This window comes from Ruegeria sp. SAZA006 (genome assembly GCF_059613465.1).
Map to the genome: position 1 here is coordinate 317,473 of NZ_JBXWSO010000010.1, position 12,937 is coordinate 330,409.

General features: G+C 61.5%; 12 protein-coding genes and 1 tRNA gene. 7 read left to right on the top strand and 6 right to left on the bottom strand.

Annotated elements, in window-relative coordinates:
- Window positions 1-17: 17 nt before the first annotated feature.
- From AC2FNZ_RS10960 to AC2FNZ_RS10970, 3 genes are read right to left on the bottom strand one after another with little or no spacing between them, the layout of a single operon-like run.
- A complete protein-coding gene (locus AC2FNZ_RS10960) occupies window positions 18-1,736 on the bottom strand; it encodes a dynamin family protein (RefSeq protein ID WP_496840640.1) in 1,719 nt (572 codons plus the stop codon).
- A 7-nt stretch (window positions 1,737-1,743) separates the two neighbouring features.
- Window positions 1,744-3,756, bottom strand: coding sequence for a dynamin family protein (locus tag AC2FNZ_RS10965; protein ID WP_496840642.1), 2,013 nt, complete (start codon window positions 3,754-3,756; stop codon window positions 1,744-1,746).
- Between the two features lie 2 nt (window positions 3,757-3,758).
- Window positions 3,759-4,187 carry a hypothetical protein gene (locus AC2FNZ_RS10970; RefSeq protein ID WP_093963272.1) on the bottom strand — a complete coding sequence of 143 codons (429 nt, stop codon included), beginning with the start codon at window positions 4,185-4,187 and terminating at the stop codon, window positions 3,759-3,761.
- 738 nt (window positions 4,188-4,925) lie between these two features.
- On the opposite strand from AC2FNZ_RS10970, the gene AC2FNZ_RS10975 reads away from it, so the two are divergent.
- Window positions 4,926-5,010, top strand: a tRNA-Leu gene (locus tag AC2FNZ_RS10975).
- Between the two features lie 50 nt (window positions 5,011-5,060).
- On the opposite strand, the gene AC2FNZ_RS10980 is transcribed toward AC2FNZ_RS10975, so the two are convergent.
- The 3 genes from AC2FNZ_RS10980 to AC2FNZ_RS10990 form a co-directional block, all read right to left on the bottom strand.
- Window positions 5,061-5,903 carry an ATP-grasp fold amidoligase family protein gene (locus tag AC2FNZ_RS10980; RefSeq protein WP_496833654.1) on the bottom strand — a complete coding sequence of 281 codons (843 nt, stop codon included), beginning with the start codon at window positions 5,901-5,903 and terminating at the stop codon, window positions 5,061-5,063.
- Between the two features lie 71 nt (window positions 5,904-5,974).
- Window positions 5,975-6,832, bottom strand: coding sequence for a class I SAM-dependent methyltransferase (locus AC2FNZ_RS10985; protein WP_496833655.1), 858 nt, complete (start codon window positions 6,830-6,832; stop codon window positions 5,975-5,977).
- Window positions 6,798-7,319, bottom strand: a complete 522-nt coding sequence (locus tag AC2FNZ_RS10990; protein ID WP_093963275.1) for a winged helix DNA-binding protein — start codon at window positions 7,317-7,319, stop codon at window positions 6,798-6,800. The genes AC2FNZ_RS10985 and AC2FNZ_RS10990 overlap by 35 nt, the downstream gene beginning before the upstream one ends.
- Window positions 7,320-7,501: 182 nt before the next feature.
- Between AC2FNZ_RS10990 and AC2FNZ_RS10995 the strand changes: the two genes are divergently transcribed.
- From AC2FNZ_RS10995 to AC2FNZ_RS11020, 6 genes are all read left to right on the top strand, one after another.
- A complete protein-coding gene (locus AC2FNZ_RS10995) occupies window positions 7,502-8,473 on the top strand; it encodes a TRAP transporter substrate-binding protein (protein WP_496840644.1) in 972 nt (323 codons plus the stop codon).
- 64 nt (window positions 8,474-8,537) lie between these two features.
- Window positions 8,538-9,089 (top strand): TRAP transporter small permease, encoded by a 552-nt coding sequence (locus AC2FNZ_RS11000; protein WP_367646480.1) that lies wholly within the window; start codon window positions 8,538-8,540, stop codon window positions 9,087-9,089.
- A gap of 9 nt (window positions 9,090-9,098) precedes the next feature.
- Window positions 9,099-10,394: a TRAP transporter large permease gene (locus AC2FNZ_RS11005; RefSeq protein WP_170341618.1), complete on the top strand. Its 1,296-nt coding sequence runs from the start codon at window positions 9,099-9,101 to the stop codon at window positions 10,392-10,394.
- A gap of 8 nt (window positions 10,395-10,402) precedes the next feature.
- Window positions 10,403-11,131: a 5-oxoprolinase subunit B family protein gene (locus tag AC2FNZ_RS11010; RefSeq protein ID WP_496840646.1), complete on the top strand. Its 729-nt coding sequence runs from the start codon at window positions 10,403-10,405 to the stop codon at window positions 11,129-11,131.
- Window positions 11,128-12,144, top strand: coding sequence for a 5-oxoprolinase subunit C family protein (locus AC2FNZ_RS11015; protein WP_496840648.1), 1,017 nt, complete (start codon window positions 11,128-11,130; stop codon window positions 12,142-12,144). The genes AC2FNZ_RS11010 and AC2FNZ_RS11015 overlap by 4 nt, the downstream gene beginning before the upstream one ends.
- Before the next feature lie 16 nt (window positions 12,145-12,160).
- Window positions 12,161-12,934 (top strand): LamB/YcsF family protein, encoded by a 774-nt coding sequence (locus AC2FNZ_RS11020; RefSeq protein ID WP_496840650.1) that lies wholly within the window; start codon window positions 12,161-12,163, stop codon window positions 12,932-12,934.
- Window positions 12,935-12,937: the final 3 nt, after the last annotated feature.

Sequence of the window (12,937 nt, forward strand, 5' to 3'; positions counted from 1 at the left end):
TGTTCCTTGAGGCCCCGTTACAACACATGCCACTCCGCCCTGTCTTTCGGATTTGGCACGGGTTGAATCGTATCCTGTTCGTCGCGCCCGGTGTGCTCGTGAGCGATCTTGTCGAACTCCTCAAGAAAGGCCTGGAACACGGCGTGCAGCCCGTCCACGTCTTGGGGAATATCTTCGCTGGCCGCGATTTCCCGCCACATCGCCGCCGCGCTGAGCGGAGCTCCTGCCGGCACGCTCAAAAGGTGTTCCAGCGAGGTTTCGCCTTCGCTGACCTGCTCACAAGGCGCTTCGGGTTCCTGGTCTTCAGGGGTTTGTGCCGCGACCAGGCCGTTCGATTCCGGCTCAGGTTCATAGGTCGTGGCATCGTCACCCTGTTGCTGGGACAACAGCGAAGCGATGGACGAGACCGAGTCCTCGACACTGGGTCCCGGGGTCTCGTCCTGTTCGTCCGTTACCGGCGCGGGGGTCTCGCCAACCAAACGTTCGGACAGCGTGGCCAGCAGATCTTCGTCCTGGGCACCCTGCTCGGTGGTCTGGTCATCGGTATCTGCGACCAGCATTTCGTCGTCCTCGACATCGAGCCTATCGTCATCGATCTCGTCAAAGTCTTCGTCGTCCAGCTGAGCCACCGCTGTCGAAGCTGCCGCGACGCTGAGCCGATCCTCATTCTCGTCCCGGAACAAGGCCCGCAAATCGTCATCGGGCACCGGCGTCATTTCGGCGCGCAAACGGTCGGCGTCATCCGGGTTGATCCGTTCGCGTTCGGTCGACTCGCCGCGGCGCTCCACCCGGGCCGGTCGAACCGGGAAGGTTGCGATCACATCGTCCGAGTTCCGGACCGCTTCGAATCCATCATCCTGATCCAGCGGGTTGGTCAACTTGAAAGGCGCGGGCTCTTCCGCTGCGGTCTGGCGATCGGATCGTTCGGGCCGCACCGGTTGTACCGGGGGCGTGCCGGCGAGGCTCTTGTCGATCTGGTAGCGGGCGAGCTTTTCCGCACGGCTGTCCATGATCTGCTCGGTGATCTCGAGAAAGCTGTCAATCATCTTGCCGCCGCCGCTGCGCGACCACAGCTCGGCGTCGCCCGTTTTGTCACGCGCGATGATCGCGTCACGGGCGGAAAACAGGATTGTCCGATTGAACAGGTGCCCCGCTTCGCGGTTGATGCGGCGCAGCACTTTCTGGCGGTCTTTCAGATCCAATGCGTCCGCGCGCGTCACCAACAGAAGCGAGTTGTGCTGAAGCCGTTCAGGCAACGAAACCCACGTGGCGCGTTCGGTCTCGCGCCAGGCTTGGGTCGAGTGGGTACACCACAGCACCCCGTTGGCCTGACCCACCGCACGGCGCCAGACATCGGCCTGGATTTTGGGGTCTGAAATGCCGGGCGTGTCGATCAGGTCTACGGCCTCGAGAATGTCCGCTTCAAGATAGATGCGGATGAACTGCGCGTCGTTGACGCCCACCTTGTCCAGTTCGTCCAAACCAATCGGAGAAGTGGTCCCGTCATGGCGCTGGACGTAAGCCGGTTTGTTGCCCCAACTGAACCAGACCGGCGGCAGCTGGGTGGCCGTCACCTGCGTCGGTAGGGCCTGCTTGCGCAGCAGGAAGTTCATGAGCGTGGACTTGCCGGCGCTGAACTCTCCCATCAGCGCAAAAACCGGTTTGCGGCGGGACCACTGCTCGATGCGTTCCCATGCCCGAGGAGAGACGAAGCGGATTTGTGAATCTTTTGCCATGGCTTTCTTACGCTGCTTCGTTGCTGAGATCTTTGAGGATGTCGCCGAGGATTTCGTCACGAGATTTCTTCGGCTCGAGCCCGGCCATCAGGTCCGGGGCGGTCCCCGGTGCCTTCTCGGCCGATTGCGAGATGCTCAGAAGGGTTTCCTGCTGCTCGCGCATGAAATCCGACAGGACGGCCCGAACATTCTCCAGAACGGCTGCGATCTGGGTTTCTTCAAGGTCCTTGGTGATCGAATTGGCTTCTGACGCGATCAGGCGGGTGTAGTCCGCCGCATAGGCTTCAAACCCTTTGCGGCGTTGCCACCAGCGTCGCCACCATGTGCTTTGAAGGTCCAGGGCGATCGTTCGGCCAATGCCCAATGGAGGCGGTACGCGCGGCACAATGGGTGCCTCGATGCTGAATTCGCCCAAGTGGTTGCCCAGCAGCTTCTGATACAGGGCCTCGACATCCGCGGCGGCTGCGGAATACAGCGCGCCGGCGTCCTTGCGCATTGCGCGGGCAAAGCTGAAATAGGCGGCCTTCTGCAGGGTACGAAGCCCGGCCGGGTCGTATTGCCAGGTGCCCTGTTCGCCGTTCTGCTCGAGATGCGCGATCAACGAGTCGGTAGCACGTTTGACGAAGTTTGCCTCGGCCGATGCCAGACGTTCCAACACCTTGTCGCGCAGGGATGTCGTCAGGGCAGCAGCTTTCTTGTCATATTCGGCCGCGACAGTGGCGATCGCATCTTCGGGTGACACGCCGTCCAGATCGCGAACAACACCGCCTCCGCCAGACAGGCTCTTGGCGACCGAGGTGGCGCGAATCTGACTTGCGATGTTGCGGGCGCGGTGACGGACCCGATCCAGAAGACGCGTGCCTGCGCCTTGGGCGATCCGTTCGTTCATGGCCAACAGCAGGTCAGGCAGACCAGAAAGGGCCCAGATCTTGTCTAGCGATGCGGCCTGATCACCAAAACCGGCGGCCAGATAGAACGTGTTGAGGGCCTGGCGGGAATCGTCGGTGAGAATATCGGGGTTGCCGGTCAGCGCGGCCTCGGCCCACAACGCACTTCCGAAAACGACACTGGTGCTTGTGTCGATGCCATTCTGCTTGAGCGTGTCCTGAATGCGGTCGCGAATTTCGGGGACTTGCTTGACCGGGTCGGTCAGTTCGTCGATCCGGTTGACGAACAGGACGATCTGCCGGTTCTCGAACTGCGCGATGATCCGCATCAGCGCCATGTCCATCGTGGTCAGCGCCTGGCTTGCCGCCAAGACCACGACGCAGACTTCCGATCCGCGCAGGCTGCGCAGAGTGATCTGTTCGCGCACCATGAACGTGTCGTTGACGCCCGGCGTGTCGCACAGTTTCAGCGCGATCGGGTACTGCGGAATGTCCATATACAATTCCGCGGCTTTGGTCACGTCGGCGAACCGGCCCGTTTTCGGATTGATGTCCGGATCGTCTTCGTCACCCAGGCAGACATAGCGCTGGATCAGCTCTTCGTCGAAATAGTCATACTGGTGGCTTTGGCCCAGGATCAGGTCGAAGTGCTTGCCAAGGCGTTCCTCGGACTTGGCCTTCATCTGCGCGATCTGACGACGGATGTCTTCCATTTCGTCGTCGGCGCCTGCGCGATTGGCCAGTTCGCCCAAACGGCCACCGCCGACCATCAGGTTGTCCCATTCTTCCTGCTCGAAGAAGGTGAACTTGGATCTGTATTCACCGGGCATGCGGGTGTTGATGTTCAGCGTGGTCACAACTGAGGTCCACGGGTTCACATCCGACGGCAGCAGACCCGGCCGACCGGCCAGAATGTTGACGATCGAAGATTTGCCCGCCTTCACCTGGCCGACGAAAGTGACGCTGGCGGTGAAGTTTTCCATACGGGTCTTGAGCGTGGCCAGCCGCGCAGTCGAGCGCGCATCCGCCACCTCTGTCAGTTGGTCGATCTGTGTCGTCAGTGCGGACATGGCTTCCGACATCGGCGCCAATGCCTCGTTTCCTACGGACAAAAGGTGGTCGTTGCGGGCCATGTTCAGCCTCCGGTTCCGGTTGCAGCGATTTGGGTATGCCCGGATTCCGTCAAACTGGCAGGCGCCATGCCTGAAAAGCTGTCGATCCGGGCGATCAGTTCGAGAGCGTTGCCCAGCATCTCGGCCTCGGTTCCGGGCGAGATGGTATCGAAGGCACGCGAATCGGCCAGCACTTCGATCGAGCTGAACCGGGTTCCATTGTCCAGGCGCGCGACCCGACGTCCGGTCGGAAACCCATTGGATTTGGCCGATGGAAGGGGCATTCGCGCATTTGCCAACAGGTATTCGTTGCCCTCATGTGTCTTCAGGGCAATGCCGAAACCCGTGTTCGGGAATTGCTGGTTGAGGTTTTTGAGCTCGCCGACAAAGCTTTCTCTTGCAAGAAAGACGACGTCTTGCTCGGTGGCAGCGGAGTTGATCTGTTCGGTCACGACTGAGACCCTTGTACTGGAGTTGAGCAAAAAACTCGTACGGTGCCAAAAAGGCGAAAAAGACTCATTAACTCCTTGGTAGACAGAATTACCTTCATCACGGTGTTATTTTGACGTGATTGAGATATTTTGGCGTTTGAAATGTGGCGCAATTGTGGTGGGCGTTGCATGACAATGCCGCAACTTCAGGATGTATTAATCAAAACAGGCAAGACCGCTGGGTGTGAATTCGGGGTGTGTTTTTGCGTGCAATTTGGGTTGTCGTGATGATCTCGATCGATGGATAAATCTCAGAAAAATATACGGAAAATAGGAAGGCGAATCGAAGGCTAAGTGCGCGTCTCGGCAGAAGGCGGAGGGACCGCATTACTTTGGGCGCAGGGTGGGGTTGATAACGGTGGTCTAGGCGCCCCCATGCGATCCACAACGTCAGCGAGAATTTTGTAATTTTCGAAAATTTGGGAATGTGTCCAAAAACAGAACAATTATGGCGTTTTGTTTCGTTCCAAAAACGACGGGTCTCAGCGTTATGAATTCCATTTGGCTATAAAAATAAACTGGGAAGCCGGATGCCACACATTCTTGCGCCGTTGCGCGGGTCGATCTTCCCCTCGCCTTGGTAATTTCCATTGTTTCCCAATGGGGGTCAATATTCCGCCGCAGACGGCAAGATTCCCTCTCGCGCTTGTCCAAAAGGTTTGTTATCAGCCCTTCCATTCGGCGCGTCGGCGCCGTGTTGCGGGTGTGGCGAAATTGGTAGACGCACCAGATTTAGGTTCTGGCGCCGCAAGGCGTGGGGGTTCAAGTCCCTCCACCCGCACCACTTGTTCCAAGAGCGACCGTTGAATCAAACGTCTCGGCCGCGTTTTCGCATCAAACGGTCTTTTTCGGGTCAATCGAACCGAAGATATGGCGAGACAATGCAAGCTCATCTTCAAGGCTGGCAAACTGTTCGTTGCCGCCGTTGTGCAGGTGGGTGATTTCACCGAGCAGCACTCTTTCAGGGTCGGCGTAGAAGTCGATGCGGACAAAGTCGAAGGGTTTGGACAGTTTGGCGGCGGCTTGCAGCATCTCATCAAGTCTGTCGGGCCGTGGTGGCTGGGGGCGATCTTGCACTGCAGGGCTTAGCGGAATCGGCAATTCTGTCCAATCCGTGTCGAATAGTACGCGGTAGAACTCGTGGTGGCGGTCGTTTGCGTACAATATGCAGCGCGGCTCCCCGCGCCAGCAGAAAACCTTGTAGTCGTTGACGGGCTGTCCGGCAAAAAGCATCGGCTCAACGATGAGCTTTCCCTGCAGGTCTCTGTAGTTCCTCTCGCGATATTGGTAATAGTAGTTCTCGGCCAGCTGAGACTTCATCAACGATCGGTCGGGCGTATCGCCGGGGAACAGGAAATGAATGCCTCCGCAGCCTTGAGTCGGTTTGACCACGCAAGGGGTAGGAAACTCGTAGTTGTCGATCTCTGCCTCGGTTCGCAGAACGGCCAAAGTCGGAACGACATGGTCAGCACCGATCAGCGGGATGGCGAATTCCTTGACCAATTCCTTGTCAGATGTAGCGACCCGATCCGGCCGGACCATGGCATCGGTTGTTTTCAATCGGTACAGCACGTCATTGAAAATCATCTTGGAGCTGGGAAAGCGGTCATGCTGAACGAAGAACCAGTACCAGAGTGCAAGCTTGTCGCCCCAATCGTTGTAGGGGGCGTAGCGCACCGGGTATCGGAACAGATCGAGTATGAGGCGTCGACGAAGTCTGCGAAGAAGGTGTGTCATGGTGATTTCATTTATTGAGGTGCTGGGCGGCCTTTCCCGTGTTGGCCAAGCTCTTCGATCGAGATTTTCTTGTGGCCACCGGTCGGCTGGATCGGGCCGAGCCTGCGAATATTGCGTTCCGGATTGAGAAAAACGGTAGTCGCTTGGGTGTATGTGTTGATTGGCGTGAACCCACAGAAATCAACCCGCCACCAACCCAGCGCGTGTTCCAGGCGCGAGATCGTCTCCGGGTACCAATCTGAATTGTCGAACACTATGAGGGCTGGTTTCGCGCGTCCTGCCCCGATCTCGGCGGTAACAAAGTCGACACAAGGTACGCGGTGCGTTCCGTCTATCACCACCAGATCCGCATCGTTGATTTCAGGGCGCTCTGCATACTCTTTGGCTTCGGTCGCGTGATGTATCGCAAAGCCATCCAGTCCGGCCAAACGCTGCGAAGTGATTTCGAACCACTCCCTGTCATGTTCGATGGCCGTCACCACCGCCCCGCGGGACGCAAAAAAGGCCGAGGAGTTTCCGCTTCCATATTCGAACACACTCAGCCCGGACAACTCGAGGCCATCCAGAAATTCGATAGCCGGATAGCAATACCATGGAATCTCGGCCCCTTGGGCATCAACCGGCCGGCCTTCGACCAAAGAGCGATAGTGGCCGAATGTGTCGCTGAGCAGGCGATAGACTTTCGTTTCTTCACGTTGCTTTTTGGACAAAAACAGTTTCAACGACTTCCAGCCAAAATTCGTGAGCATCGGGTCCTCCGGGTTGGTTGTACTTGGCCTAAAGTCTCGAAGGGATCGATGCAACAGGCCTTGGCCGCGGGGCTTTGCCGACTGGCTACAAAGATGCCGCCGCGCGGCTGGCTTGATCATAATGGCCGGACAGGGCGCGCAGGTCGCGGGCCAGGTCCCTCAGATCCGGGCCCGACAGGTCGGTGGCTGACAGCCCTTCCAGCAGGCACTGCTGGCGAACTTTCCGGTAGGCGTCGCATAGCTCCACGCCCTCGGGTGAGGTGCGGTAGAACACCTCTTTGCCGCGCTTTTCCGACGTCAGAAGACCGGCCTTCAGCAGTTTCCGCAGGGCGTAGTTCACGGTGTGGCTGTCCTCGATGTTCAGAAGAAAGCAGATGTCCGTCAAGCGCTTGTCGCGGCCGCGGTGATTGACATTGTGCAGGATCAGGATGTCGAGCGGTCCCAGATCGGCCTGCCCAGCTGCGGCCATGCAGCGGGTCATCCAGCGGGAGAACGCGTTGTAGACAATGATCAGGCCGAATTCGAGTTCGGACAGTTCCCAGCCTTCGCCCTCGGCCAAGTGGCGAGAGGAAACGATGCGGCGCGTGTCGGGGGAAGAATCGGTCATGTTGCGGCCTTTTGATCTGCAAAACGCTGAGAAATTATCAGTGTTTTGGCATGGAGTGCGTGTGTTTTCAACGTGCTGACCTTTGGACTCTGCAGCGTTTCGGTCAAAACGATAACAAAACGTTGACAAATTGCAAACGTTGAGTCAGCTTCTGCGCCAGTACTCAAGCAGGGAGAGCCAAAATGAAACTGATGAAGATTGCCGGTGGCGCGGTTGCCGCGCTGGCCGGGTTGGCCATGCAGGTGCAGGCCGAGACCTGGGACATGCCGACGCCCTATCCGGATGCCACCTTCCATACCGTGAACATCCACGACTTCGCCAAGGACGTAGCCGCGGCCACCGACGGCGCCCTTGAAATCAAGGTCCATTCCGCAGGGTCGCTGTTCAAGCACCCCGAGATCAGCAAGGCCGTGCGCAGTGGTCAGGTGCCGGTCGGAGAGTTTTTCCTGTCGTTGCTGGCCAATGACAACCCGGCCTTCGGCGCGGATTCGCTGCCATTCCTGGCCACCAACTATGACGACGCCCAAAAGCTGTGGGTGGCACAGAAAGACGTGATCAACGGCCTGCTGGATGAGCAGGGCATGATGGTGCTGTACGCCGTGCCGTGGCCGCCGCAGGGCTTGTACACCACCAAGGAAATCAACAGCGTGGATGACTTGGCGGGCCTGAAGTTCCGAACCTACAACGCTACGCTGGAAGAATTCGCCAACCTTGCGGGGGCCGCACCCACGCAGGTCGAGGTTCCGGACATTCCGCAGGCCTTCAGCACCGGTCGGGTCGAAGCGATGATCACCTCGCCCTCGACCGGGGTGAACTCGAAGGCGTGGGACTTCCTGACCCATTACACCGACATCCAGGCCTGGATTCCCAAGAACGTGGTCGTGGTGAACAAGCGCGCCTTCCGCCGTCTGGATGACGCGACTCAGGCCGCCGTGTTGGAGGCCGCCGCCGCCGCCGAAGCCCGCGGCTGGGAGATGAGCCAGGCCGAGACCGCCAAGCAGACCGCGGTTCTGCAGGAAAACGGCATCACCGTGGTGCAGCCGTCCGAAGAACTGATGGCCGGCCTGCGCGCGATCGGTGCGCAGATGCTCGAGAACTGGACCGCCGAGGCCGGCGACTCGGGCGCTGCGTTGCTGCAGGCCTATCAGCAGTAAACGATCCGACCCGGCCGGGCGCGACACGTCCGGCCGGGTTCGATAACAATGGGAGGGGATGGCGATGCTGCGGCGCAGTCTTGATTTCATCTATCGTGCGGCCGGCGGATTGGCGGCGCTGTTCATTCTGGCCATCGTCGTGCTGGTCTTTGCGCAGGTCGGGCTCAACCTGGCCGACAAGATCTGGGCCGCGTTGACCGGGCAGGGCGTGGGCCTGACCATCCCGTCCTATGCCGATTTCACCGGATTCTTTCTGGCCGCATCCAGCTTTCTGGCGCTGGCCTATGCGCTGCGCGCCGGCGGGCATATCCGGGTGACGCTGCTTATTGGGCGGATGCCCAAGGGGCCGCGCCGCCTGACCGAGATTTGCGTGGTGACGATTGCCCTCGCCATGAGCGCCTATGCCACCTGGTATCTGGGTCTGCTGGTGTTGGAATCTCTGGAATATGGCGACCGCAGCCCCGGCATGGTGTCGGTGCCGTTGTGGATCGTGCAGATGCCGGTCCTGCTGGGGCTGGCCATCCTGACACTTGCCCTGATCGACGAGCTGGTCGGTCTGCTAGCGGGCCGCGCGCCCAGCTGGGACGGCAAGGGCGAAAACCTTCTGAGCGAATAGGGCCAGCAGATGTCGATTGCCACGCTTTCCATCATTCTTCTTGTTCTGCTGTTCGCCTTTCTGGGGTCTGGCCTTTGGGTGGCGTTTTCGCTGCTGGGGGTCGGGATCGCGGCGATGGCGCTGTTCTCCGATGCGCCGCTGGGGCTGGTCATGGCCACAACCTTGTGGGGGCACAGCAACTCTTGGGCTTTGGCGGCACTGCCGCTGTTCATCTGGATGGGCGAGATCCTGTTCCGCTCGCGCCTGTCCGAAGACATGTTTACAGGCCTGTCGCCCTGGATGAACCGGCTGCCGGGGCAGTTGCTGCATGTGAACGTCTTTGCCTGCGGGATCTTTGCGGCTGTGTCGGGGTCTTCGGCGGCCACCGCAGCCACCATCGGCAAACTGTCGATCCCGGAACTCTCGCGCCGCGGCTATCCCGAGAAGATGATCATCGGCACGCTGGCCGGCTCGGCCACGCTGGGCCTGCTGATCCCGCCGTCGATCATCCTGATCGTCTATGGCGTGGCGACCGAGCAATCCATCGCCCGCCTGTTCGTGGCCGGAGTTCTGCCGGGACTGCTGTTGGTGGGGCTGTTCGTGGGCTATGTCGCAATCTGGGCGCTGATCAACCGCGCCAACCTGCCCACCGAGGACATCCGCGCGAGTTTTGCGGAAAAGCTGCGCCGCTCGCGCCGACTGGTGCCGGTGATCCTGCTGATCGTCGGTGTGATCGGCTCGATCTATGCCGGGATCGCCTCGCCCACCGATGCGGCCGCCGTGGGCGTGGTGCTGGCGCTGCTGCTGTCCTGGCGCGAGGGCACATTGACCCGCGCAAGCTTCGTCGACGGGCTGATGGGGGCCACCGTGACCTCGTGCATGATCGCCTTCATTCTTGCAGGGGCCTCGTTCCTGACCGTGGCGATGGGCTTTACCGGCATCCCGCGCGTGCTGGCGGAATGGATCGGGTCGCTGGGCCTGTCCACCTTCACGCTGCTGGCGGCGCTGACCGTGTTCTTCGTGATCATGGGATGCTTCCTTGACGGCATCTCGGTTGTGGTGCTGACCGCTTCGGTCATCATGCCGATGGTGATGCAGGCGGGGATCGACCCGCTGTGGTTCGGGATCTTCCTGGTGATCGTGGTCGAGATGTCGCAGATCACACCGCCCGTGGGCTTCAACCTGTTCGTGCTGCAATCGCTGACCGGGCGCGACATCCTTCGGGTGGCCCATGCGGCGCTGCCGTTCTTCTTCCTGATGATCGTGGCTCTGGTGATCATCGTGGTTTTCCCCGGCATCGTGACCTATCTGCCGAACCAGATGTGACGGGGGCGATGCAGGATTTTCCGATCATACGAACCGCCGGGGTGGACGGGCTGCTGATCAGCTTTGCCGCCGCACTCAGCGAACCGGCCAACCGGGCTGCGCTGGCCTTTCGCGCCGCGCTCGAGGCGGAGGGCTGGGAGGGGGTCCAAGAAACCTCGTCCTCGCTGGTCTCGGCCTTTGTCAGGTTCGATCCGCTGCGCCTGACGCATGCCGCGTTGCACCAGCAAGTGCAGGCGCTGCTGGACCAGCGAGACTGGTACGCGGCCGACTTGCCCGGCGGGCGCAGGTTCTGGCGGGTGCCCACCGTCTTCGGTACGGATTTGGCGCCGCAGCTGGGGCAGGCGGCGCAGGCGGCGGGCCTGTCCGAGGCCGAGGCGGTCCGGTCGCTTTCCCAGGCGCGGGTGCGGGTGCAAACCATCGGCTTTGCCCCCGGCCAGCCTTATCTGGGTGAATTGCCGCCCGCCTGGGACATCCCCAGGCAAAAAGAATTGACCCCGCGCGTGCCCGAAGGCGCGCTGGCGGTGGCGCTGCGGCAGCTTGTGCTGTTCTCGGTCACCACGCCGACCGGCTGGCAGCATGTGGGCCAGACCGCCATCCGTCTGTTCCAGCCGGATGTTCCCGAACCTTTCCTTTTGCGCCCCGGGGATGAGGTGCAGTTCACGCCCACCGACCCGGAAACGCTGGCGCGGATGCGCAGCGATCCGCGCGGCGGCGCCAGTTGCGAGGCGCTGGCATGAGCGCGCATCTGACCATTTTGCGCGCCGGGCCCGGCCTGACGGTGCAGGACATGGGGCGGCCCGGATATCTGGACATGGGCCTGTCGCGCGGCGGTGCAGTAGACCGCCTTGCCCTGGCCGAAGGCGCGGCGTTGCTGGGGCAGCCCGACAGTCTTGCCGCCGTGGAAATGGCCGGGATGGGCGGCGAGTTCCAGGCCGATCAGGACCTGCGCATCGCTCTGACAGGCGCCCGGATGCGGGCGCAGATCGATGGCGCGACCGCGGTCTGGAACGCCTCGCACCTGCTGCCTGCGGGCGCGCGGTTGAGCATCGGACCAACCGTGGCCGGCAGCTATGGATATCTCAGCGTCGGCGGCGGGGTTCAGGGCGATCCGGTTCTGGGCGCTTGTTCGGCGCATCTGACGGCGGGGATCGGTGCTCTGCTGAAGGCAGGGGACCGGCTGGCGATCGGCCCGGACGCGGGCGGTGCAACCGGGATGACCTTCGACCCTGACGACCGGTTTTCGGGCGGGGAAATCCGCATCGTGGCCAGCTTCCAGACTGACCTGTTCGCCCCAGACGTTCTGGAGCGGCTGCAAGCCACCGCGTTCCGTCGGGACGCGCGCGCCAACCGCATGGGCGTGCGGCTGGAAAGCGACGGACCGGGTTTTCATGTCTCGGGCGGGCGCAGCGTGCTCTCGGAAACCATCGTGCCGGGTGACATCCAGGTCACCGGCGACGGCACGCCCTTCGTGCTGATGGCCGAATGCCAGACAACGGGCGGCTATCCCCGCATCGGCACCGTTCTGCCCTGCGACCTGCCCAAGGTGGCGCAGGCCCCGGTCGGGGCCGACCTGAGGTTCCGCTTCGTGTCGCTGGACGAAGCGGTGGCGGCCGAGCGCGCCGCCGCCCAGGCTCGCGCCGCGCTGCCCCGGGCGCTGCGCCCGCTGATCCGCGATCCGCGCAGCATGTCCGACCTTCTATCCTATCAACTGATCAGCGGCGCCATCGCCCGCGAAGAGGACGTTTTGTAGAAAAGGAGCCTGTGCCATGGCACATCAAGTCGATCTGAATGCCGATATGGGCGAAAGCTTTGGCCCCTGGAAAATGGGCGATGACGCGGCGCTGCTGAAGATCGTGACGTCGGCCAACGTGGCCTGCGGGATTCATGCGGGTGATTGGGACGTGATGGCCACGACGATGGCGCAGGCGGTCGAAAACGGCGTGGGCATCGGTGCGCATCCCGGCTTTGCCGATCTGCACGGCTTCGGGCGTCAGCGGATGCACTATCCTCTGCCGTCGCTGCAGAACCTGATCCGCTATCAGGTCGGCGCGGCGCAGGCGATGGCGCGGGCGGCCGGCGGACAGGTGCGTCATCTGAAATTGCACGGCGCGCTGGCCAACATGGCGTCCGAGGATCAGGCGATGGCGCGGGCGTGCTATGAAGCGGCGCTGTCGGTTGCCCCGGATCTGATCATCATGGTTCTGGCCGGAACCGCCCAGCAGCGCGCTGCGCGCGAACTGGGCTGTCCGGTGGCCTGCGAGATCTTTGCCGATCGCGCCTACAACGATGACGCCACGCTGGTCGACCGCAGCCTGCCCGGCGCGGTGATCAATGACCCCGACCGGGCCGCCGCGCGTATGGTCGAGATGGTCAAGGCCGGGGCGATCATCACCGAAAGCGGTAAGCATATCCCGACCCGCATCGACACGATCTGCCTGCACGGAGACACGCCAACGGCCGTTTCGATTGCGGCCGGTGTCCGCCGTGCCCTGCAGGAGAGCGGAGTGGAACTCAAGCAGTTCGCCGGTGGCCCTGCCTAGGCT

Bases quoted from the DNA above. Each gene is read 5' to 3' on its own strand.
- AC2FNZ_RS11000 (WP_367646480.1), top strand. From the start codon at position 8,538: ATGCTGCGGCGCAGTCTTGATTTCATCTATCGTGCGGCCGGCGGATTG.
- AC2FNZ_RS11015 (WP_496840648.1), top strand. From the start codon at position 11,128: ATGAGCGCGCATCTGACCATTTTGCGCGCCGGGCCCGGCCTGACGGTG.
- AC2FNZ_RS10960 (WP_496840640.1), bottom strand. From the start codon at position 1,736: ATGGCAAAAGATTCACAAATCCGCTTCGTCTCTCCTCGGGCATGGGAA.
- AC2FNZ_RS10965 (WP_496840642.1), bottom strand. From the start codon at position 3,756: ATGGCCCGCAACGACCACCTTTTGTCCGTAGGAAACGAGGCATTGGCG.
- AC2FNZ_RS11010 (WP_496840646.1), top strand. From the start codon at position 10,403: ATGCAGGATTTTCCGATCATACGAACCGCCGGGGTGGACGGGCTGCTG.
- AC2FNZ_RS10985 (WP_496833655.1), bottom strand. From the start codon at position 6,832: ATGATCAAGCCAGCCGCGCGGCGGCATCTTTGTAGCCAGTCGGCAAAG.
- AC2FNZ_RS10990 (WP_093963275.1), bottom strand. From the start codon at position 7,319: ATGACCGATTCTTCCCCCGACACGCGCCGCATCGTTTCCTCTCGCCAC.
- AC2FNZ_RS11005 (WP_170341618.1), top strand. From the start codon at position 9,099: ATGTCGATTGCCACGCTTTCCATCATTCTTCTTGTTCTGCTGTTCGCC.
- AC2FNZ_RS10995 (WP_496840644.1), top strand. From the start codon at position 7,502: ATGAAACTGATGAAGATTGCCGGTGGCGCGGTTGCCGCGCTGGCCGGG.
- AC2FNZ_RS11020 (WP_496840650.1), top strand. From the start codon at position 12,161: ATGGCACATCAAGTCGATCTGAATGCCGATATGGGCGAAAGCTTTGGC.